Raw genomic sequence first — 21195 nt, forward strand, 5'->3', positions numbered from 1 at the left:
CCGGAGGGGCGGAGGAGACCGGAGGGGGCTGAAGGGGGCCGAGAAAATCCTTTACTAGTAAAACACCTGTTAACATAGTTCCTCATGAGCAGTGCGACCCCCACCCCCTCGCGTGCCCGGCGCCTCCCGGTCGCCGGTGTGCTGCGCCTCGGGCGGCCCTCCGACATCTGGTTCAAGCCGGCCCTCAGCGTGGTCGTCGCGGTCGCACCGCCCAGCCTGATCCTGGTGGCGCTCGGCCGGCTCGACCTGGCGGCGTACACGATGGCCGGGTCCCTGTGCGCCCTGTACGCCCACAACCGTCCGTACGTCGCCCGGGCCAGGGTGCTGGCGGGAGTGGTCCTCGGCATGCTCGGCGGCCTCGCCGCGGCCCTGGTCACCGCCTCCCTCACCGAGAACGCCGTCGTCCTGGTCACCGTCGGCGCCGTGCTGGCCGCCGTCCAGAAGGTGCTGTGCGACGCCACCCGCATCGGGCCGCCCGCCCATGTGATCCTCACCTTCGTCAGCTCGGCCTCGCTGTTCGTCCCGCAGACCCTCGGCCAGGTCCCCGGCCACCTCGCGCTCGCCGCCGCGGCCGGCGCGTGGGCCTGGCTGGTCGGCATGGCGCCCGCGCCGGTCCGGCCGCACGGCCCGGAGCGCCGGGCCACCGCCCACGCCCTGAACGCCACCGCCGCGTACGCCGAGACGGCGGGCGACGGTGACGGCGACCCGAGGGCCCGGTCCGCCGCCTACGCCGCCGTCCAGGCCGCCTGGCAGACGCTGCTGGCGGCCGGGAACCGTCCCTCGGCCACCCGCCGCGCCCTCGAACGGCTCGTGGTCCGCGCCGAGATCGCGCTCGCCGCCCCGGCCGACACCGACCCCGTACGCCTGCGCGCCTGGGCCCGCGCCCTGCGCGGCACGGGCCGCGTCCCGCACACCGACGAGCCCCGCACGGACGCCGACGAACTCCTGGGCGCGGCCGCGGAACGCGCCACGGCGCCGCGCCCGCTGTGGAGCAGGCTCGGACCGCTCACCCCGATCGCCGTCCGCACCGGGCTCGGCTGCGCGCTCGCCGGCTACGCCTCCCTCGCCCTCGGCGTCGGCCGCCCCTACTGGGCCCTGGTCACCGCGGCCTCGATCTACCAGGCCAACATCACCCTCACCTGGAGCCGGGCCGTGCAGCGCGTCGTCGGCAACCTGGTCGGCGTCCTGCTCTTCGCGGCCATCGCCCCGATCGCCCACCTCGGCCCGCTCGCCCTCGTCCTGTGCTGCCTGGTCTGCAACTTCGGCGCCGAGGCGCTCATCGGCCGCAACTACTGGCTCGGCAGCGTCTGCGTGACCCCGCTGGCCCTGCTCGTCACCGAGTTCCCCGGCTACCAGCCGACCGGCGACCTGGTCGCCGACCGCGTGGTGGACACGCTCGTCGGCGCCCTGGTCGGGTTCGTCGCCGCCGTGGCCGTCACCAACCGGCGGGCGGGCCGGCGCGTCGAGCGGGCGCTCACCGCCGTCGACCACGCCCGGGAGCACGCCGCCCGCCTGTCGGCCGACCCGCGGAGCACGCCCGCGGCCCTGGAGTCCGCCCGGCGCGGCCTCGCCGCCGCACTGGTCGACCTGCGGGCCACCGCCGACGCCGCGGCCGGAGAATGGTGGCAGCGTGCCCTGCCGCAGGAGCGGGTCGTGCTCGCCGAGCAGGCGGCACACCGTACGCTCGCGGCGACGGTACGACGCCAGGGGCTGCTCCCGGACCCCGGCACGAGCACGCACACGGAGGACGCACGGCCATGACGGCGACCGAAGGACCATCGGCCGGCGAAGGAGCAGCGGTGACGCGCGGCGACAGCCGGACGGACACCGAGGGGAGGGGCACGGCCGTCCGGGCCGAGCCCGCCCGCAGGCGGGGCGACACCGTCGCCGAGGTCGTCCGGCAGTGGCGGGCCGTCCACCCCGACCTCGACACCGGCCCCATGGAGGTGATCGGCCGCATCAACCGCTGCTCCGCCCTCCTCCAGCAGGCCGAGGACGCCCCGCTGCGCCGGGCCGGCCTGACCCGCCCCGAGTTCGACCTGCTCGGCGCGCTGCGCCGCACCGGCCGCGAACTGACCCCGAGCGAGCTGGCCCGGGAGACCTTCTCCTCGGGCGCCGCCGTCACCAAACGCCTCAAACAGCTCACCGAGCGCGGGCTGGTCGAACGCCGCGGCGACACCCGTGACCGCCGCGTCGCGCACGTCCGCCTCACCGACGCCGGGCGCGACCTGGTCGACGGCGTCCTGCCCGCGCAGCTCGCCTACGAGACCGCCGTGCTCTCCGGCCTGCAGGGGCCGGAACGCGGCGAACTCGCCGCCCTGCTGGGCGAGCTGCTCGGACAGCTGGAAGGCCGCCCGGGCACCCTGCGGGCCTGAAACCGCTCGTGGCACCCGGCCCCGCGGGCACCGCCGGGCCGGGGCCGCACCCGGAGCGCGCCGCGCGCCCGTCCCGCCGGGCCTCAGCGCCCGTCGCCCGCCCGGTACACGCCGAACATCGCCCCCTGCGGGTCCCGGAGCACCGCGATGCGCGGGCCGTCGGGCGGCGAGGTGGGCTCCATCAGCACGGTGCCCTCCACCCGCGTCGTCGTCACGGCGGCGGCGTCCACGTCCTCGACCGCGAAGTACGGCAGCCAGTGCGCGGGCACCTCGTGCGGGAACTTGTCGTCCATCGTCACCATGCCGCCGAAGTCCGCGCCGCCGACGCCCCACCGGGGGTAGCGCGGGGAGGGGCCCACGCTCCAGCCGAACACGGTGGTGTAGAAGGCCACGGCCTCCTTCGGCGCGCGGGTCAGCAGCTCCACCCAGCCCAGCGACCCGGGGGCGTTGAACAGCCCGGCGCCCGGGAAGGCGCCGGGCTGCCACAGCTGGAAGAGGGCACCGGAGGGGTCGGCGGCCACCACGGAACGGCCCAGGTCGAACACGTCCACCGGGCCGAGGAGCACCGTCCCGCCCGCCGAGGTCACCGCGCGGACGGCGGCCTCGGCGTCGGGCACCGCGAACGACACGTTCCAGGCGACCGGCTGCGACGGCCGGTCCAGCGGCGCCAGCGCGGCGACCGCCGCGTCGCCGAGGTGCGCGACCGTGTAACCGCCCGCCTCCTCACGCGCGTCCGTCGTCGGACGCCAGCCGAACAGCCGCGTGTAGAACCGCCGGGCGGACTCCGGGTCGCCGGTCCCCAGTTCGACCCAGCACGGGCCGCCGGTCACCGGTGCGGTCAGCTCCATGGCTCTCCTTCCACGGCGGTCCCTCCCGGGTGCGTCCCTGCCAGCACGCTAAGCCCGGTGCCGGACCCGGGCCATCCGGCGGGGAACCCACCGGTGCGGGACGGCGGCCGACCGTACCGCCGGGCCCGGCCGCACCGCGCGGCGGCCACCGGCTCCTTCGCCCCGCCCCGAGGCACCCCGTGCCCGTGCCCCGGGTGCGTCCCCGCCGCCGCGCCGACCGCGATCGGCCCACCGGTCCGGTCGACACGCAGGTGGCCACCGTCGTGCCCGGCGTCCGAGCCCGAACGGCCGGGCTCAGATTCCCGGCCGGTACCGCAGGGGATGGTCCGACGGGATCTCCACCAGCACGATCGGGGTGCCGTCCGGGTCCTCGATCCACATCTCGACCAGCCCCCAGGGCTCCTTCACCGGGGGCCGGACGATCTCGACGCCCGCGGCCCGCAGCTCCTCGTGCGCCGCCGCCACGTCCTCGACCTGGAGCCACAGCCGTACCGCCGGGGACGGCACGGCGTCCGAGCGGCCCGAGAGCTCCAGGAAGCCGCCGCCGAGGAAGTAGACGGTGCCGCGCTCCGGCCCGGTGCCGAACTCGCGGTGGACGGCGAGGCCGAGCCGCTCGCCGTAGAAGACGCGGGAACGCTCGGGGTCGGTGGGGCGCAGGAGGACGCGGCTGCTCAGTACATGCACCATGCGGCCGAGCGTAGTGCCCGGGTTAGTCTCGTCCCCGGCCGAGCCGCGCCGGAGTGCGACACAGACACAGCAACGGACACAGCAGAGGAACCGGAGAAGCGCCCCATGGAATCCGCCACCACCACCGCACTGACCTTCCGCGACGCCACCGACGCCGACGTGGACGACCTCGTCGCGCTGATCGAGTCGGCGTACCGGGGGGACTCCAGTCGCGCCGGGTGGACCACCGAGGCGGACATCCTCGAGGGGCAGCGGACCGATCCGGAGGGCGTGCGGGAGGTCGTCGCCTCCCCGGACAGCCGGCTGCTGGCGGTGGAGCGCGACGGCCGGATCGTCGCCTGCTGCCAGCTCGAGCGCCGCGGCGAGCACGCCTACTTCGGGATGTTCGCGGTCAGCCCCGTCCTCCAGGGCGCCGGACTCGGCCGGGCGGTCATCGCGGAGGCCGAGCGGCAGGTCCGTGAGACCTGGGGCGTGCGCGAGATGCACATGACCGTGATCTCCGTGCGCGAGGACCTGATCGCCTGGTACGAGCGGCGGGGCTACCGCCGTACGGGAAGGACGTACCCCTTCCCGTACGGCGACGAGCGCTTCGGCGTTCCGCTCCGCGACGACCTGCGGTTCGAGTTGCTGGTGAAGGAGCTGGCCTGACCGTCACGCGGTGAAGCGCCCGGTGCGCTTGATCTCCGGGTAGTCGGTGGTCGCCCCGTCGAGCCCCAGGGCCCGTACGAGTCTGAGGTGGTCCTGGGTGTTCACCACCCAGCCGATGATCCTCAGATCGGCCTTGCGCGCGTGCTCGACGATCTCCAGGGTGAGCCGGCGGATGTCGAGGCAGACGGTCGAGGCGCCGGCCTCGACCGCCCGCTCCACGACGTCGGTGCCGTAGCGGCCGGCGATGAGCGCGGTGCGCACCCCGGGAACCAGCCGGGCGATCTCCGCGATCGCCTCGTCGTGGAACGAGGACACCTCGACCCGGCCGGCCAGGTCCCGTCCGTTCATCACCTCGGCCAGCGCCCGGGCCGCCCGGACGTCCTTGATCTCGGCCTGCAGAGGCGTCCGGACGGCGTCGACCACCTCCTCGAAGACGGGGATCCGCTCGCCGCGCCCGGCGTCCAGGGCGCGCAGCTCGGCAAGGGTCTTGTCGGCGATCGGGCCGGTTCCGTCCGTCGTGCGGTCCACGTCCGTGTCGTGCATGACGACGAGCACGCCGTCCTTGCTCAGATGCAGATCGAGTTCGATGACGTCGAGGCCCGCCTCCTGGGCGGCGGTGAAGGACCGGAGGGTGTTCTCGGGTTCGACACCCATGACTCCGCGGTGACCGATGGTGAGGAAGTTCAAGGGGTGACTCGCTTCCGTCGACGGCGGCGGGCCGCGTCCCCACGACCCTCCTGGACCGTATCGCCTGTGCCCGCCCCGTCCAGGGGCTGAACCCCGTTCACACGGAGCCTCCCCCATATGCATGATCGACAGGAAAAAGTGCGGTGAAGCCTGGGGTGGGGCAGGATAATTTTCTGAGGTCCCCTTGCTGGGAGAAACCTCCTGTGGATACGGTCTGCTTACGCAGGTTCTCCCGTGGAGGATGGGGTCATGACGGAAATTCTTGTGCAGGTGGGTACGGAGGGAAAGGTTCCTTCGGTGAGCAGGGTGGTCGAGCACCCGGCGTGGCCCGTGCTCAAGGATGCCGTGGAGCGGATCCGGCCCTGGCAGTCCAAGGACGGGTCGATCGACCTCGACGCCGAGGGCGCCCCGGCCCGCGCCGATGCCGAGCGCGCGGTGCGTGAGGTGGTCGAGGCCGTCGAGCGGCTGTCCCCGCTGCTGCCCCACGACCGCGCCTACCACGAGGCCCTGGTGAAGGACCTGGGCCGCTGGGCCGAGGGCGGCTTCGGGGTGCCCGACTTCCTCGACTCGCTGCTGGCCTTCCAGCCGGCCGCGCACCGCGAGGACGGTCTGCAGCACCTGGTCGTCTTCCCGATGTACACGCAGAACGGCAACCCGGACCGCAACCTGGAGGCGGTCGTGCTGCGCATGGTCTGGCCGGACTGGCTGGCCGAGCTGGAGCGCACCCGCTACGACAACCCGCTGTTCTGCGGCATCACCTTCGAGGACTTCACCGCGGGCTACGACACCAACTCCGCGGTGCTCTTCCCCGAGACCATCGCCGTGCGCGAGGCTCCCGAGCGGTTCACCTGGGGCGGCATCTTCTGCGACCGCGAGGCCGCCCGCTTCCGCCGGGTCACCGCCGCCGCCGTCGACATCCTGGGCCTTCGGCTGCCCGAGGACGTCGCCGCGATGGTGCACGACCAGAAGCGCTGCGAAGAGGCGTTCGTGCTCTGGGACATGATCCACGACCGCACCCACAGCCACGGCGACCTGCCGTTCGACCCGTTCATGATCAAGCAGCGCCAGCCGTTCTGGATGTACGGCCTGGAGGAGCTGCGCTGCGACCTCACCGCCTTCAAGGAGGCCGTGAAGCTCGCGGGCGAAGGCGTCCCGCAGGCCCGGGACGTGCAGATCGCGGTGCTCTTCGACCGGATGTTCCGCTTCCCGGTCACCGGCGAGCGGGTCCGCAACTACGACGGTCTCGGCGGCCAGCTGCTCTTCGCCTACCTGCACAAGCACGACGTCGTGCGCTGGACCGACAACAAGCTCTCCATCGACTGGGAGCGCGCCCCGCAGATCACCAACCAGCTGTGCGCCGAGATCGAGAAGCTGTACCGCGACGGCATCGACCGCCCGAAGCTCGTCCACTGGTTCGCCGGCTACGAGCTGGTGTCCACCTACCTCTCCCCGCACCCGGGCTCGAAGTGGGCCAAGGGTCCCGACGCCCTGGACCTTTCGCAGCCGCCGCGCAAGCTCGTCGATGACGTGCTTCCGGACGAGTTTCCGCTGAGCATGTTCTATGAGGCACTGTCCAAGAAGCTGAAGAACGTGATTGCCTCCACCAAGGGCATCACGGCGGACGGCGCCGAGCGGGTCGCCGCGTGAGCGATCGCGTGTCCACAACTGCTCAGGAGGCGAGGACCATGGGGAACGGCGCGCTCGACGGTGCAGTGATCGCGGTGGCCGGCGCGGGGGGACCCGCGGGGCGTGCGGCACTGCTCAGGCTGGCCGAGGCGGGGGCGACCGTCGTCGGCTCCGACAACGACCCGGAGCGGCTGGCGGAGGCGGTCGACGCGGCGCGCTACGCGCACGGCGGCGCCACCGTCACCGGTGACACGGTCGACCTGCTCGACCTGGACTCCACCCGCGAGTGGGCCGTCCGCACCGAGAAGGAGTTCGGCCGCGTCGACGGTCTGGTCCACCTCGTCGGCGGCTGGCGCGGCAGCGAGACCTTCACCAAGACCAGCCTGGACGACTGGGACTTCCTGGAGCTGCTGCTGGTGCGCACCGTGCAGCACACCTCCCTCGCCTTCCACGAGGCGCTCCAGCGCAGCGACCGCGGCCGGTACGTCCTGATCAGCGCGGCCGGCGCGAGCAAACCCACCGCGGGCAACGCGACGTACGCCGCCGCCAAGGCCGCCGCCGAGGCGTGGACGCTCGCCCTGGCCGACTACTTCCGCAAGGCCGGGGGCGAGCAGGGGCCGACGTCGGCGGCTGCGATCCTGGTGGTGAAGGCGTTGGTGCACGACGCGATGCGCGCCGACCGCCCCAACGCGAAGTTCGCGGGCTTCACGGACGTCGACGACCTGGCCGAGGCCATCGTCGGAGTCTGGGAGAAGCCCGCCGCGGAAGTGAACGGAAACCGTCTGTGGCTGACCGAGAAGCCGTGAACCCACCGAGGACCGACGCGCGTCGTCACCACGATCCGGACGTCCGCGGTTTCGCCAGCGACAACTACGCGGGGGCCCACCCGGAGGTGCTCGCCGCCCTGGCCCTGGCCAACGGCGGGCACCAGGTCGCGTACGGCGAGGACGCGTACACCGAGAACCTCCAGCAGGTGATCCGCAGCCACTTCGGACCCACCGCCGAGGCGTTCCCGGTCTTCAACGGCACCGGCGCCAACGTCGTCGCGCTCCAGGCGGTCACCGACCGCTGGGGCGCGGTGATCTGCGCCGAGAGCGCCCACATCAACGTGGACGAGGGCGGCGCGCCGGAGCGGGTGGCCGGGATCAAGCTGCTCACCGTGCCCACCCCGGACGGCAAGCTCACCCCCGAGCTGATCGACCGGCAGGCGTACGGCTGGGAGGACGAGCACCGCGCCATGCCGCAGGTGGTCTCCATCGCCCAGGCCACCGAGCTGGGCACGGTGTACACACCCGACGAGATCCGCGCCATCTGCGAGCACGCCCACGACCGCGGCATGAAGGTGCACGTCGACGGCTCCCGGCTGGCCAACGCCGCCGCCACGCTGGACGTGCCGATGCGCACCTTCACCAACGCGGTCGGCGTCGACATCCTCTCCCTGGGCGGCACCAAGAACGGCGCCCTGTTCGGCGAGGCGGTCGTCGTGCTCAACCAGGACGCCGTCCGCCACATGAGGCACCTGCGCAAGCTGTCCATGCAGCTCGCGTCCAAGATGCGCTTCGTGTCGGTGCAGTTGGAGGCCCTGCTGGCCCGGGACCTGTGGCTGCGCAACGCCCGGCACGCCAACGGGATGGCCCAGCGCCTGGCCGAGGGCGTGCGCGCCGTGCACGGCGTGGAGATCCTGCACCCGGTGCAGGCCAACGCGGTCTTCGCGCGTCTGCCGCACGACGTGAGCGAGCGCCTGCAGAAGCGGTTCCGGTTCTACTTCTGGGACGAGGCCGCGGGCGACGTCCGCTGGATGTGTGCCTTCGACACCACCGAGGACGACGTGGACCTGTTCGTGGCGGCGCTCAAGGAGGAGACGGCCCGGTAGCAGCGGATGTATAAGTATGCGGCCGATCGGAAATGCATTGACCGCCGATCGGCCGCATGCCTATGCTCTGGCCGCATGCAGCTGATCCAGGAAAATCCCGACCGCTCCTCCTACTTGGTCGCCGATGAGGTCGTCGACCACCATCATCCACTGGTTCGGGAGACGGTCGCGCGCCTGGCCGAGCGGGCGGTGGACTCGTATGACTATGCGCGGATGGCGTTCGAGTTCGTGCGCGACGCCATCCCGCACTCGCAGGACTCCGGTGACCTCCGGGTCACCTGGCGCGCCTCCGACGTCCTGGGCCGGCGCACCGGCATCTGCTACGCCAAGGCCCACGCGCTGGCGGCGCTGCTGCGGGCCGAGGGCATCCCGACCGCGTTCTGCTACCAGAACCTCGGGGTCGTGCACGGACTGGTCGCCGTCCGCTTCCGCGGCGCCTGGCACCGGCAGGACCCGCGGGGCAACAAGCCGGGGGTCGACGCGCGGTTCTCCCTGGACGGTGAGCGCCTGGCCTTCACGCCCGATGCCACGTCCAACGAGATGGACTGCCCGGTCTTGTATGCTGCACCGCATCCGGTCGTGCTGAACGCCCTCAGGGCCGCCCCCGACCGGCCGCACCTGTGGCGGACGCTCCCCACCGCACTCTGAGCCAAGGCGGGACCATGACTTTCACCCCAACCGTCTCCGACGAGGTGCGCGCCCTCGCACCCGGCTTCACCCATGTCGCCGTCGAGGCCCACGGCCTGGTCAACGCGCCCACCACGGAATCGAGTTCCGCCCTGCTCGACGACGCGGCCCGGCGGCTGGCCGCCCGCCTGGGCGGACGGGCCCCGCACGAGGACCCGCACATGGCGGCCTGGCGCGAGGTCTACACGCGGTTCGGCTCGAAGCCGTCCCGCACCCGCAACTCGGCGGAGGCGCTGGCCCGGCGGGCCCTGACGGAGGCCGGGCTGCCCCGGATCAACCTCCTCGTCGACCTCTACAACGCCGTCAGCGTCGCCCGTCTGATCCCCGTCGGCGGCGAGGACCTCGACCGGATCCGGGGCGCGATGCGGCTCGTGCGGGCCACCGGCGAGGAGGACTTCGTGACCGTCTCCGGGGGAGAGGAGACCGTCGAGCACCCCGACACCGGCGAGGTGGTGTGGCGCGACGACGCAGGCGTGACCTGCCGCCGCTGGAACTGGCGCCAGGGCCCGCGCACCCGGCTCACCGAGGGGACGACCGCGGGCGTCTTCCTGCTGGAGGGCATGGCGCCGATGCCGGTCGCCGACCTGGAGGCCGCGGCCGGTGAACTCGCGGAGCTGCTGGAGAAGTTCAGCCCCGGCGCGCGGATCACCGTCCACCCGCCGGCGTGAGCGGCCCCGGACGGCCGCCGCCCCGCCCGGTCAGCGCGCCTCGGCCGCGCGGACCTGTTCCGGCGTCGGGGCGGTACCGCCGAGGTGCGCGGGCATCCACCAGGTGTCGTCCGGCCCCTTGGGCCGCACCGGGTACGCGCGCTGGGCCGCCTCCAGCAGCTCCTGGACCCGCTCCCGCAGCTGCCGGGTGATGGCGCCCGCGTACTTGTCCCTGGACGCCTCGATCGCCTCGCCGACGCGGATGGTGATCGGGGTGTGGCTGCGCTTGAAGTTGCGCGGATGCCCCTTGGTCCACAGTCGCTGGGTGCCCCACACCGCCATCGGGATCAGCGGGACGCCCGCCTCCTGCGCCATGCGCGCGGCACCCGACTTGAAGCTCTTCAGCGTGAACGACTGCGAGATCGTCGCCTCCGGGAAGACACCCACGATCTCGCCCGACCGCAGCGACTGCAGCGCGTGCGCGTACGCCGCGTCGCCCTGCTTGCGGTCCACGGGGATGTGCTTCATCCCGCGCATCAGCGGACCGGAGATCCTGTGCCGGAAGACGGACTCCTTCGCCATGAAGCGCACGAGCCGCTTCTGCGGGAGCGCCGCCAGGCCGTTGAAGACGAAGTCCAGGTAGCTGATGTGGTTGCTCACCAGCACGGCGCCGCCCGAGCGGGGGATGTTCTCCGAGCCTTGGCAGTCGATCTTGAGGTCCCACACCTTGAACAGAGTCTGGGCGAAACCGATGACCGGACGGTAGACGAGTTCTGCCATGGGCGGGGTGGAACCCTTCCTGCTCTGCCTGGGAAGGGGAAAGCTCCCAGTCGAAAGTTACGCAGCCGTAGGTTTACGGCTTGTCGCAGATGGTGCCCCATGAACGGCCCGTGAACCAGCCCTGGTGCCCGACGGCGGGGAGATTCTCGTCACGTCCACCCACCTGATCCACCTCGGGCTTTTGCGTCGTCATTACTCCGGGGGACCCGGCGGGCGCCGTCCGGCGGAACCTCCGGCGAGGCGGACCGCCCCGCGCGACCGGGAATCTCCGAGGCGGCGCGAGCGCTTCAGGCTGGTGAGGGCCGCGGTGGCGGCGCGGACGACGGAGAGCGGGAGCGTGCGGGTGCGCGGGCGGGACGACGGCGAGCGGCTGGAGGCGGCGGAACTGGGCGCACGACTCGGGGAGCGCGCGACGCTCGTGCAGTTCTCGAGCGCGTTCTGCGCCCCCTGCCGGGCGACCCGGAGGGTGCTCGGAGAAGTGGCCGGGATGGTCCCGGGCGTGGCGCACGTGGAGATCGACGCCGAGGCCCGGCTGGACCTCGTCCGGCGGCTGGAGATCCTCAAGACCCCGACGGTCCTGGTGCTCGACGCCGGTGGCCGTGTCGTGCGGCGCGCGGCCGGTCAGCCGCGCAAGGCCGATGTGATCGCCGCCCTCGGGGAGGCCGTGTGACGGCCCGGGGCTTCGGCGTGAGCCGTCTCGCACATCCCGGGACCGACTTGACTGTGCCGTACAGCTATCGCCAGCCTGACAGCATGTCGTCGGAACCCCTTCGCCACCGGCGGGTGCCCGGCCGCCCCATCGTCTCCCCGCAGAAGGACGGTTTCATGACGGCCACGTCCGACCTCGGCGCCGCCCGGCCCGCCTCGCCCGACCTGCTGCGCTCCGTGTTCCGGAAGCACGCGGCGGGCGTCGCCGTGATCACCGCGCGCGGCCGGTCGGGTCCGGTCGGCTTCACCGCCACCTCCCTCGCCTCCGTCTCCGCCGATCCTCCGATGCTGTCCTTCGCCGTCGGCACCGGGGGTTCGAGCTGGCCCGCGATAGCGGGGAGCGACCATGTCGGCGTGCACGTCCTCGGGGAGCACCAGCAGGAGCTGGCGGCCACCTTCGCGCGCAGCGGGGCCGACCGGTTCGGTCCGGCCACCGCCTGGCGGGAGGGGCCCGAGGGTGTCCCCGTGCTGGACGACGTGCCGGCCTGGATGGTGTGCAGGGTGGTGACGCGGGTGCCCGCCGGGGACCACCGGATCGTGCTCGCCGAGATCCTGATGGGCGACCCCACCGGTCACGGCCGTCCGCTCCTCTACCACCAGGGGCGCTTCAGCGGACTGCGGGACTGAGCCGGAGCCCCCGTCTCCTGCTGCGGGCCCGTCGAGTTCCGGTTACGCTGCGTTGCGAAGGTCACAGTTCAAAGCGCTTGCTTAGCGGGAACGAACTGGGTGTACTGACGAGTAATATTTCGTTCGGAGCGTGGGCCGCCCCGACCGGGATCGCCCGCTCCAGGCGCCTATGCTGCCTGCAGGCAGGCAGCCAGAAATGACGATGCAGTAGGAGAGCCGGCGTGAGCTTGAGGATCGTTGTCACCGTGAAGTACGTGCCCGACGCCACTGGCGACCGGCACTTCGCCGATGACCTGACCGTCGACCGGGACGACGTGGACGGTCTGCTCTCCGAACTGGACGAGTACGCGGTCGAGCAGGCACTGCAGATCTCGGAGAACTCCGACGACGACGTGGAGATCACCGTCCTGACGGTGGGCCCGGAGGACGCCAAGGACGCCCTGCGCAAGGCGCTGTCCATGGGCGCGGACAAGGCGATCCACGTCGAGGACGACGACCTGCACGGCACCGACGCCATCGGCACCTCCCTGGTCCTGGCCAAGGCGATCGAGAAGGCCGGCTACGACCTGGTCATCTCCGGCATGGCCTCCACCGACGGCGTGATGGGCGTCGTCCCGGCGCTGCTCGCGGAGCGCCTGGGCGTGCCGCAGGTGACGCTGCTGTCCGAGGTCTCGGTCGAGGACGGCACGGTCACCGGCCGCCGGGACGGCGACGCCGCCTCCGAGCAGCTCCAGGCGTCCCTGCCGGCGGTCGTGTCGGTCACCGACCAGTCGGGCGAGGCCCGTTACCCGTCCTTCAAGGGCATCATGGCGGCCAAGAAGAAGCCCGTGCAGTCCTGGGACCTGTCCGACCTCGACCTCGAGGCGGAGGAGGTCGGCCTGGAGGGCGCCTACACGGTCGTGGAGTCGGCGGCCGAGCGTCCGGCCCGCACCGCCGGCACGATCGTCAAGGACGAGGGCGAGGGCGGCAAGCAGCTCGCCGAGTTCCTCGCGAGCCAGAAGTTCATCTGAGCCCCACGGGCTCGAGCTCGCTTCCCGCCCCTCACCCCTTCGCAAGCAGGAGAGAAGAAGTCCCATGGCTGAAGTTCTCGTCTACGTCGACCACGTGGACGGCGCCGTCCGCAAGCCCACCCTGGAGCTGCTGACCCTGGCCCGCCGCATCGGCGAGCCGGTCGCCGTCGCGCTGGGCAGCGGCGCCGCGGACACCGCCGCCACCCTCGCCGAGCACGGCGCGGTGAAGGTCCTCACCCACGAGGCCGCCGAGTACGCCGACTACCTGGTCGTGCCGAAGGTGGACGCGCTGCAGGCCGCGGTCGAGGCCGTCTCCCCGGCCGCCGTCCTGGTCCCGTCCTCCACCGACGGCAAGGAGATCGCCGCCCGCCTGGCGCTGCGCATCGGCTCCGGCGTCATCACCGACGCCGTCGACCTGGAGGCCGGCGACTCCGGCCCGGTGGCCACCCAGTCGGTGTTCGCCGCGTCCTACACCACCAAGTCCCGCGTCTCCCGGGGCGTCCCGGTCATCACGGTCAAGCCCAACAGCGCGGCCGTGGAGCCGGCGCCGGCCGCCGGCGCGGTCGAGGCCCTGTCGGTGACCTTCTCCGCGGCGGCGACCGGCACCAAGGTCACCGGCCGCACGCCGCGCGAGTCGACCGGCCGCCCGGAGCTGACCGAGGCCGCGATCGTGGTCTCCGGCGGCCGCGGGGTGAACGGCGCGGAGAACTTCGCGATCATCGAGGCGCTGGCCGACTCCCTCGGCGCGGCCGTCGGTGCCTCGCGGGCCGCCGTGGACGCCGGCTGGTACCCGCACACCAGCCAGGTCGGCCAGACCGGCAAGAGCGTGTCGCCGCAGCTGTACATCGCCTCGGGCATCTCCGGCGCGATCCAGCACCGCGCGGGCATGCAGACCTCGAAGACCATCGTGGCCGTCAACAAGGACGCCGAGGCCCCGATCTTCGAGCTGGTCGACTACGGCGTCGTCGGCGACCTGTTCGACGTCGTCCCGCAGCTGACCGAGGAGATCAAGACCCGCAAGGGCTGATCGCACCGCGCTCCGGACCGCCCGAGACCCCCGCGACCACGCAGGTCGCGGGGGTCTCGGGCGGTCAGGGCGTCAGCGCCGCCTGCACCGGCAGGTGGTCGCTCGGGAACCGCCCGGCCGGCGCGAAGGTGTTGACGGACGCCCGGTGCACCGTGACCCCGGGGGTGACCAGAATCCAGTCGATGCGGGGGCCGCCCGGCACCGGCGGCCGGTACCCGTGGAAGGTCCCGTACGGTTCACCGCGCTCGGCCGCCGCCTCCCAGGTGTCGACGAGACCGGCACCCAGCAGCGTGTCGTACACCGGGTTCTCGTGGGCGGCGACGTTGAAGTCCCCCGTCACCACCACGGGCACGGAACGGCCCAGCCCGCCGACGCGGTCGGCGATGAGGGCGGCGGCCCGCTCGCGGGCGTACTGGCTCGCGTTGTCCAGATGGGTGTTGAGCACGTGGAACTCCCGCCCGTCCGCGCGCAGATCGCGGAAGCGGACCCGGGTGACCATGCGGACGAAGGCGTTGCCCCAGGTGTTCGAGGCGATCACGTCCGGGGTGTCGGAGAGCCAGAAGTGGTCGTACTCCAGCGGGACGAGCCGACGGGTGTCGTAGAGGACCGCCATGAACTCGTCCCGGCTGCCGCCCTCCCGCCCGGTGCCGATCCAGTCGTAGGCCGGGCCCAGGTCCGCCTCGATGTCCCGCAGCTGCTGGTAGAGGCCTTCCTGGGTACCGATGACGTGCGGGCGTTCGCGGCGCAGCAGGTCCCGCATCACGGGTCTGCGGACGGCCCAGCTGCGGGGCTCCGCCGCGCTCGCGAAGCGGAGGTTGAACGACATGACCTCCAGGGGGCGGTCCGGACGTTCCTCCGCCGAGGCGGGCCCCGGGGGCAGTGCTGTACTGGAGAGCGGAAGGGCGACGGAGGCGGTCAGCGCCGCCTTCAGTCCCAGGCGGCGCGTGACGCGGCTGTGGTGCGGCACGGGAACTCCTTCGGTGGCGCGGCGCGGCGGCTTCCGGGCGAGTCGTGCGTACGGCGGGGTGCCGAAGGGGCGCGGAGGCGCGACGGGGCCGCGCTTCCGCTCAGACGATGCCAGAGACACGTGAACATGCCGAGACGGTGGAGGGGAGAGCGGGACGGGGGCGGGTGTTGACCGGCGGAAAACCGCCCGATAGCTTCGCTCTACGGATTGTTGATTCCGCATAGCGGAAGTGGGGAGCGTGGGGCATGGGGCAGGAGCGGGTGGCGACGACTCTCGCGGGTGCCGTCAGCAAGGAGATCGGCGCCTGTCTCGCGTCCGTCGACGCCGAACTGGAGCGCCGCTACCCCGGAGACCCCGGCACCCGTCAGCCCGTCCACACCGTCTACGTCCCCGCTGACGCCTTCACCGCCGGCACCCTCCGCTCCTGGGGCGACCGGGCCCTCGCCGCGCTCGACGAACACGCCCCCGACGCCGCCTCGTTCGCCGCCGCGCTCGGTCCGGACGGCGGGTCGGCCGAGGACGTGTACGACCGCGTCCGCGCCAAGCTGGAGCGCGAGCCGGTCGAGGACCTGCGCGTCGACTTCGAGGACGGCTACGGCGACCGGCCCGACGCCGAGGAGGACGAGGCCGCCGCCCGCGCGGCGCGCCTGATCGCCGAGGCGTACGGCGACGGCACCGCCGCCCCGTACATGGGCATCCGCATGAAGTGCCTGGAGGCCGCCGTCCGCGACCGGGGCATCCGCACCCTGGACATCTTCCTCACCGGTCTGATGGAGGCCGGCGGCCTGCCGGACGGGCTGGTCCTGACCCTGCCCAAGGTCACCTACCCCGAGCAGGTCACGGCCATGGTCCGCCTCCTCGAGGCCTTCGAGGGGGCGCGCGGCCTCGAGCCGGGCCGGATCGGCTTCGAGATCCAGATCGAGACCAGCCAGTCCGTCCTCGCCGCCGACGGCACCGCCGCCGTCGCCCGCATGATCCAGGCGGCCGAGGGCCGTGTCACCGGTCTGCACTACGGCACCTTCGACTACAGCGCCGGCCTCGGCGTCTCCGCCGCCCACCAGGCCGGCGACCATCCGGTCGCCGACCACGCCAAGGCCGTCATGCAGGTCGCGGCGGCGGGCACCGGGGTGCGGGTCTGCGACGGCTCCACCAACGTCCTGCCCGTCGGGCCGACCGAGAAGGTGCACGCCGCCTGGCGCCTGCACCACGGGCTCACCCGCCGTGCCCTGGTCCGTGCCTACTACCAGGGCTGGGACATGCACCCCGGCCACCTGCCCACCCGCTACGCGGCCGTCTTCGCCTTCTACCGCGAGGGCTTCGAACAGACCGCCGCCCGTCTCGCCCGGTACGCCGCCCGGGCCGGCGGCGACGTCATGGACGAACCCGCCACCGCCCGGGCCCTCGCCGGCCACCTGCTGCGCGGGCTGGACTGCGGGGCCCTCGACGCCGCCGAGGTGGCGGGGGCGACCGGCCTGACCCGTGCCGGCCTCGAGGACTTCGCGGCACCCCGGCGGCACGGCCGCACGGACTCGGCGCGCTAGCCGGCCCGGCGATCCGGTCCGCGGCGGGCGCCGGTCGCGGACCGGACCGTCCACTTGCCCCGCCTATCGAATCTCGATAGATTTCCATCGTGGTTCGATGGGAGGAGAGGCAATGGGACAGCTGACGGTGCTCGCACTGCGTGCCGTGCTCGGGGCGCTGCTGGCGGGCTCGGTGGCCGTGCAGACGGTGATGGTGCCGCTGCTGGCGAGCGACCTGGAAGGACTGGACCCGGACTACGCGTACCTGCGCACCCCGTTCCTGGTCGTCGTGGTGCTCGCGGTGGTGACGGCCCAGGTCGTCCTGGTCTGCGTCTGGCGGCTGGTGACGATGGTGCGGCGCGGAACCGTGTTCTCCCACGCCGCCTTCCGGTACGTGCACCTCGTGATCGGCGCGTTCGTGGCCGCCGCGCTCCTGGTGTTCACGCTCGGGGTGCTCCTGGCGCCGGGTGAGGCCGTGGCCCCGGGCGTCGTGCTCCTGCTGGGGGGAGTCGGCCTGGCGGTCCTGGGCGTCGCGCTCGTCGTGCTCGTGCTGCGGATGCTGCTCGCCCAGGCCGTCGCGCGCGACGTCGAGGCGTCGCGGATGCGGGCCGAGCTGGCCGAGGTGATCTGATGCCGATCGCCGTCGACATCGACGTGATGCTGGCCCGGCGGAAGATGTCCGTGGGCGAGCTCGCCGAACGCGTCGGGATCACACCCGCCAATCTGGCGGTCCTCAAGAACGGCCGCGCCAAGGCGGTGCGGTTCACGACGCTCGCCGCGCTCTGCGAGGTGCTCGAGTGCCAGCCGGGCGACCTGTTGCGCTGGGAACCCGACGATCCCGACAACCCCGGCGAGGACGCGCAGGCGTCCCTCGTGGGCGGTACCGGCCGTCCGTGACGCCGGCCCGCGGTCGAAGGGGCGTCCCCGGTCCCCGCGCGGCGGATCCGCCGCGGATGTCGCGCACGCCCTTTCCCGCCGCGCCCCTCGGGGCGCGGGGCACGCACGGCCAGGGGGCGACGACGGGCCGGTGCCCGGGCTTCCCGTCCGCTGGGGCGGGGCGTACCGCTCCGGACCGGACACCGTCCCCGCGGGACGCCGGCCCGGAAAGGGCGCCGCGCGCCGGTCAGTCCGCCGGGGGCAGCTCGCCGGAGCCGCGCGTGACCAGCCGGGTCGGCAGCTCGATGCGCTCGGGACGGAGCAGGGTGCCGTCCAACTGGCGGAAGAGGCGCTCGGCGGCGGTCCGGCCCAGGGCCGCCGCGTCCTGGGCGACGACCGTGACCCCCGGCCGGAGCAGATCGGCGAGTTCGATGTCGTCGAAGCCGACGAGCGCGACCCGGCGCGCGTGCTCGGCCAGCACCCGGATCACGGTGACCGTCACCCGGTTGTTGCCCGTGAAGATCGCGGTGACCGGGTTCGGGCCGGAGAGCATCTCCTCGGCCGCCCGGCGCACCCGCTCGGGGTCGGTGACACCCAGCGACATCCAGGAGTCCGCCACCGGTATGCCCGCGTCCTCCAGGGCGGTCCGGTAGCCGCGCAGCCGCTCGGCCGCGGTGTGGATGCGGGGCATGTCACCGATGAAGCCGATCCTGCGGTGCCCGTGCGCGATCAGGTGGGCCACGCCGTCGCGGGCACCGCCGTAGTTGTCCGACAGGACGACGTCCGCGTCGATCCGCCCGGCCGGCCGGTCCACGAACACGGTGGCGACGCCCGCCTTCAGCTCCGGCTCCAGGTACCGGTGGTCGTCGCCGGCGGGGATCACCACCAGCCCGTCCACCCGGCGGGCGCACAGCGCCAGCACCAGTTCCTGCTCACGGTCGGCGTCCTCCGCGCTGGAGCCGTTGATCAGCAGGGCGCCGTGCGCGCGGGCCACCTCCTCGACCGCCCGGCTCAACGGCCCGTAGAACGGGTCCGCCAGATCCTCGAGGACCAGTCCGATGCTGGCGGTGCGGCCCTTGCGCAGCACCCGCGCGCTGTCGTTGCGGCGGAAGCCGAGCGCCTCGATGGCCTCCTGGACGCGGCGCTCCGTCTCCGGCGTGACCCCGGGCTCGCCGTTGACCACCCGGGAGACCGTCTTGAGCCCGACCCCGGCGCGGGCGGCCACGTCCTTCATCGTCGGACGGCTGCCGTAACGGGTCCCTGGGAGGCGGTCGGTGCGGCGGTGCGTCTCCGGCACGGTGTCCTGTCCTGTCCTGTCGTCCACGGGGATGCGTGGGGCCGTGGGTCCGTATGAGGATGTGGCGTCGAGCATAGAGCCTGGACAACGTTGTCAGACTCGGGGGACACTGTCCACCGCACCCTTCGGCCCGCGCGTCGCAGTGAGACCGGGGATGTGGTCCGTCCCATGTGCCGTCTTCCGGCCGTACATGGTTCTTCAGGGCGTTTTCCGATGGTTGAGGGGGAGATCCGACACTGATGCACACCGACCTCGTGGCCGCGCTCGACATCGGCGGCACCAAGATCGCCGGCGCGCTGGTGGACGGCCAGGGCCGGATCCTGGTCCGCGCCCAGCGGCCGACGCCCGCGCGGGAGGACGGTGAGACCGTGATGCGGGCGGTCGAGGCCGTGCTCGGCGAGCTCCGCGCGTCCCCGCTGTGGCAGGGCGCCCGCGCCGTGGGCATCGGCAGCGCCGGTCCCGTGGACGCCTCCGCGGGCACGGTGAGCCCGGTGAACGTGCCCGGCTGGCGCGACTACCCGCTCGTCGCCCGGGTACGGGACACGGCCGGGGGCCTGCCCGTGGAGCTGATCGGCGACGGCGTGGCGATCACGGCGGCCGAGCACTGGAAGGGCGCCGCCCGCGGCCACGACAACGCGCTGTGCATGGTCGTGTCGACCGGGGTCGGCGGCGGCCTGGTGCTGGGCGGCCGGCTGCACCCCGGACCGACCGGCAACGCGGGCCACATCGGCCACATCAGCGTCGACCTGGACGGCGACCGGTGCCCGTGCGGCTCGCGCGGCTGCGTGGAGCGCATCGCGAGCGGCCCGAACATCGCCCACCGCGCCCTGGCCGACGGCTGGCGGCCCGGCCCGGACGGCGACACCTCCGCCGCCGCGGTGGCCGCGGCCGCCCGGGCCGGGGACCCGGTGGCGGTCGCCTCCTTCGAACGGGCCGCCCGGGCACTGGCCGCCGGCATCGCGGCCACCGCGACCCTCGTCGAGATCGACATCGCCGTGATCGGCGGGGGAGTGGGCAAGGCCGGCGAGATCCTCTTCGCCCCCCTGCGCAGGGCCCTGACCGAGTACGCCACCCTGTCCTTCGTCCAGCGCCTCGTGGTGGCTCCGGCGCGGATGGGCACCGACGCCGGTCTCGTGGGCGCCGCGGCGGCGGCGCTGGCCGGCCGGACGGACACGGCCGCCGGTGCGGTCGCGTGAACCTCCGCGTGACCCCGGGGCCGTCCCGGCCGTTGAGCCCGGCATGAAGAAGCGCAGCATGCTCGCCATCGCCTCCCTCGCCACCGGTTTCGTCGTCGCGGCGGTCACCCCGTCGCACGCGCTCGGCGAGAGCCTCGGCGGCCTCGGCACCGACGACGCCCTCAGCGCCCTGGACCGGGCCGCCGACGCCGACGCCCTCCCGGACCCGGACGGGCGGCAGAAGGACAAGGACTGACCCGACCCACGGCAGGACCGCACGGCGCCGTCGCCCCTCGGCCGGAGGGGCGACGGCGCCGTTGCCGTGCGCTCTCAACTGGATCTGGTTTCCGTGGCAGGGTGGAGCGGGCAAGCCTCAGGGGGCCAACAGAAGAGGGGGAACCGTGATCGTCTGGATCAACGGCGCGTTCGGTGCGGGGAAGACCACCACCGCACGCGAACTGATCGAGCTGATCCCGAACAGCACGCTCCTCGACCCCGAGGTCATCGGCGGAGCGCTGAGCCGTCTGCTGCCGCCCAAACACCTCGCCGAGGTCGGCGACTTCCAGGAGCTCCCGATCTGGCGACGACTCGTGGTCGACACGGCGGCCGCGATGCTCGCCGAGCTCGGCGGGACCCTCGTGGTCCCCATGACCCTGCTGCGCCAGGAGTACCGCGACGAGATCTTCGGCGGCCTCGCCGCCCGCCGCATCCCGGTCCGTCATGTCCTCCTCGCTCCGGCGGAAACGATCCTGCGCGAGCGCATAGCCGGCCGCGACGTCCCGCAGGACCTCCCCGACGGCGAGATGCGCGTCCGCCAGTGGTCCTACGACCACATCGAACCGTACAAGTCCGCCCTCGCCTCCTGGCTCACCGCCGACGCCTACCCGATCGACACCGGCGCCCTGACCCCGTACGACGCCGCCCTGCGGATCGCCGAGGCGGTCGGCAGCGGGGCGGCGCCCGCCTGCGACATCGTGCAGACGCCCGAGCCCACCGCCGAGACCGTCGCCGCCGGGGTCCTCCTGTTCGACGAACAGGACCGGGTGCTGCTCGTCGACCCCACCTACAAGGCGGGCTGGGAGTTCCCGGGCGGGGTCGTGGAACGCGGGGAGGCGCCCGCGCGCGCGGGC

At 73.1% G+C, this 21195-nt stretch carries 24 protein-coding genes; 18 read left to right on the forward strand and 6 right to left on the reverse strand.

Annotated elements, in window-relative coordinates; genetic code table 11:
* Positions 1-84 precede the first annotated feature (84 nt).
* Together B7L92_RS19235 and B7L92_RS19240 are read left to right on the forward strand one after the other, a co-directional pair.
* Complete coding sequence (locus B7L92_RS19235; protein WP_081238763.1) at positions 85-1761, forward strand: FUSC family protein; 1677 nt, start codon at positions 85-87, stop codon at positions 1759-1761.
* Positions 1758-2375: a MarR family winged helix-turn-helix transcriptional regulator gene (locus tag B7L92_RS19240; protein ID WP_081238764.1), complete on the forward strand. Its 618-nt coding sequence runs from the start codon at positions 1758-1760 to the stop codon at positions 2373-2375. Before B7L92_RS19235 ends, B7L92_RS19240 begins: the two co-directional genes overlap by 4 nt.
* 83 nt (positions 2376-2458) lie before the next feature.
* Here B7L92_RS19240 and B7L92_RS19245 read toward each other — a convergent pair whose 3' ends face one another.
* Both B7L92_RS19245 and B7L92_RS19250 read right to left on the reverse strand, forming a co-directional pair.
* The gene (locus B7L92_RS19245) at positions 2459-3223 is read right to left on the reverse strand and encodes a VOC family protein (protein WP_081238765.1); all 765 of its coding nucleotides are present in this window, start codon (positions 3221-3223) and stop codon (positions 2459-2461) included.
* 294 nt (positions 3224-3517) lie between these two features.
* Positions 3518-3910 carry a VOC family protein gene (locus tag B7L92_RS19250; protein ID WP_016827354.1) on the reverse strand — a complete coding sequence of 131 codons (393 nt, stop codon included), beginning with the start codon at positions 3908-3910 and terminating at the stop codon, positions 3518-3520.
* A gap of 105 nt (positions 3911-4015) precedes the next feature.
* Here B7L92_RS19250 and B7L92_RS19255 point away from each other — a divergent pair, with 105 nt between their 5' ends.
* On the forward strand, positions 4016-4558 hold the full coding sequence (locus tag B7L92_RS19255) for a GNAT family N-acetyltransferase (RefSeq protein WP_081238766.1): 543 nt from the start codon (positions 4016-4018) through the stop codon (positions 4556-4558).
* A 3-nt stretch (positions 4559-4561) separates the two neighbouring features.
* Here the strand turns inward: B7L92_RS19255 and B7L92_RS19260 are convergent, their stop codons facing one another.
* Complete coding sequence (locus tag B7L92_RS19260; protein ID WP_081238767.1) at positions 4562-5245, reverse strand: glycerophosphodiester phosphodiesterase; 684 nt, start codon at positions 5243-5245, stop codon at positions 4562-4564.
* A gap of 249 nt (positions 5246-5494) precedes the next feature.
* On the opposite strand from B7L92_RS19260, the gene B7L92_RS19265 reads away from it, so the two are divergent.
* The 5 genes from B7L92_RS19265 (at position 5495) to B7L92_RS19285 (ending at position 10099) form a co-directional block, all read left to right on the forward strand.
* Positions 5495-6892 (forward strand): DUF6421 family protein, encoded by a 1398-nt coding sequence (locus B7L92_RS19265; protein WP_081238768.1) that lies wholly within the window; start codon positions 5495-5497, stop codon positions 6890-6892.
* Between the two features lie 38 nt (positions 6893-6930).
* Positions 6931-7677: an SDR family NAD(P)-dependent oxidoreductase gene (locus B7L92_RS19270; protein WP_043495481.1), complete on the forward strand. Its 747-nt coding sequence runs from the start codon at positions 6931-6933 to the stop codon at positions 7675-7677.
* Entirely contained in the window at positions 7674-8744 is a 1071-nt protein-coding gene (locus tag B7L92_RS19275) for a threonine aldolase family protein (RefSeq protein WP_081238769.1), read from the forward strand. Before B7L92_RS19270 ends, B7L92_RS19275 begins: the two co-directional genes overlap by 4 nt.
* Before the next feature lie 75 nt (positions 8745-8819).
* Positions 8820-9392, forward strand: a complete 573-nt coding sequence (locus B7L92_RS19280; protein ID WP_081238770.1) for a transglutaminase domain-containing protein — start codon at positions 8820-8822, stop codon at positions 9390-9392.
* A 14-nt stretch (positions 9393-9406) separates the two neighbouring features.
* On the forward strand, positions 9407-10099 hold the full coding sequence (locus B7L92_RS19285; RefSeq protein ID WP_081238771.1) for a B3/B4 domain-containing protein: 693 nt from the start codon (positions 9407-9409) through the stop codon (positions 10097-10099).
* Positions 10100-10129: 30 nt separating this feature from the next.
* Here B7L92_RS19285 and B7L92_RS19290 read toward each other — a convergent pair whose 3' ends face one another.
* Positions 10130-10858 carry a lysophospholipid acyltransferase family protein gene (locus tag B7L92_RS19290; protein WP_081238772.1) on the reverse strand — a complete coding sequence of 243 codons (729 nt, stop codon included), beginning with the start codon at positions 10856-10858 and terminating at the stop codon, positions 10130-10132.
* A 307-nt stretch (positions 10859-11165) separates the two neighbouring features.
* On the opposite strand from B7L92_RS19290, the gene B7L92_RS19295 reads away from it, so the two are divergent.
* From B7L92_RS19295 to B7L92_RS19310, 4 genes are all read left to right on the forward strand, one after another.
* Positions 11166-11528: a thioredoxin family protein gene (locus tag B7L92_RS19295; protein ID WP_438364003.1), complete on the forward strand. Its 363-nt coding sequence runs from the start codon at positions 11166-11168 to the stop codon at positions 11526-11528.
* A 155-nt stretch (positions 11529-11683) separates the two neighbouring features.
* Positions 11684-12193, forward strand: coding sequence for a flavin reductase family protein (locus B7L92_RS19300; RefSeq protein ID WP_081238783.1), 510 nt, complete (start codon positions 11684-11686; stop codon positions 12191-12193).
* 221 nt (positions 12194-12414) lie between these two features.
* Positions 12415-13203: an electron transfer flavoprotein subunit beta/FixA family protein gene (locus tag B7L92_RS19305; RefSeq protein ID WP_004991377.1), complete on the forward strand. Its 789-nt coding sequence runs from the start codon at positions 12415-12417 to the stop codon at positions 13201-13203.
* A gap of 64 nt (positions 13204-13267) precedes the next feature.
* Positions 13268-14230: an electron transfer flavoprotein subunit alpha/FixB family protein gene (locus B7L92_RS19310; protein WP_081238773.1), complete on the forward strand. Its 963-nt coding sequence runs from the start codon at positions 13268-13270 to the stop codon at positions 14228-14230.
* Between the two features lie 64 nt (positions 14231-14294).
* On the opposite strand, the gene B7L92_RS19315 is transcribed toward B7L92_RS19310, so the two are convergent.
* Positions 14295-15197, reverse strand: a complete 903-nt coding sequence (locus tag B7L92_RS19315) for an endonuclease/exonuclease/phosphatase family protein (protein ID WP_081238774.1) — start codon at positions 15195-15197, stop codon at positions 14295-14297.
* A 245-nt stretch (positions 15198-15442) separates the two neighbouring features.
* Here B7L92_RS19315 and B7L92_RS19320 point away from each other — a divergent pair, with 245 nt between their 5' ends.
* The 3 genes from B7L92_RS19320 to B7L92_RS19330 all read left to right on the forward strand — a co-directional run bounded on the left by B7L92_RS19320 (position 15443) and on the right by B7L92_RS19330 (position 17614).
* Positions 15443-16738, forward strand: a complete 1296-nt coding sequence (locus B7L92_RS19320; protein WP_081238775.1) for a DUF6986 family protein — start codon at positions 15443-15445, stop codon at positions 16736-16738.
* Positions 16739-16850: 112 nt separating this feature from the next.
* Positions 16851-17348: a DUF2975 domain-containing protein gene (locus tag B7L92_RS19325; RefSeq protein WP_081238776.1), complete on the forward strand. Its 498-nt coding sequence runs from the start codon at positions 16851-16853 to the stop codon at positions 17346-17348.
* Positions 17348-17614, forward strand: coding sequence for a helix-turn-helix domain-containing protein (locus tag B7L92_RS19330; protein WP_081238777.1), 267 nt, complete (start codon positions 17348-17350; stop codon positions 17612-17614). The genes B7L92_RS19325 and B7L92_RS19330 overlap by 1 nt, the downstream gene beginning before the upstream one ends.
* Positions 17615-17840: 226 nt before the next feature.
* Here the strand turns inward: B7L92_RS19330 and B7L92_RS19335 are convergent, their stop codons facing one another.
* The gene (locus tag B7L92_RS19335; protein ID WP_081238778.1) at positions 17841-18917 is read right to left on the reverse strand and encodes a LacI family DNA-binding transcriptional regulator; all 1077 of its coding nucleotides are present in this window, start codon (positions 18915-18917) and stop codon (positions 17841-17843) included.
* Between the two features lie 212 nt (positions 18918-19129).
* Here B7L92_RS19335 and B7L92_RS19340 point away from each other — a divergent pair, with 212 nt between their 5' ends.
* From B7L92_RS19340 to B7L92_RS19350, 3 genes are all read left to right on the forward strand, one after another.
* On the forward strand, positions 19130-20086 hold the full coding sequence (locus B7L92_RS19340; RefSeq protein WP_081238779.1) for an ROK family protein: 957 nt from the start codon (positions 19130-19132) through the stop codon (positions 20084-20086).
* Positions 20087-20129: 43 nt separating this feature from the next.
* Positions 20130-20321 carry a hypothetical protein gene (locus B7L92_RS19345; protein ID WP_081238780.1) on the forward strand — a complete coding sequence of 64 codons (192 nt, stop codon included), beginning with the start codon at positions 20130-20132 and terminating at the stop codon, positions 20319-20321.
* A gap of 145 nt (positions 20322-20466) precedes the next feature.
* On the forward strand, positions 20467-21195 hold a 729-nt coding region (locus tag B7L92_RS19350), incomplete at its 3' end, for an NUDIX hydrolase (RefSeq protein ID WP_081238781.1).

Source organism: Streptomyces viridosporus (assembly GCF_002078235.1).
Lineage (GTDB): Bacteria > Actinomycetota > Actinomycetes > Streptomycetales > Streptomycetaceae > Streptomyces > Streptomyces viridosporus.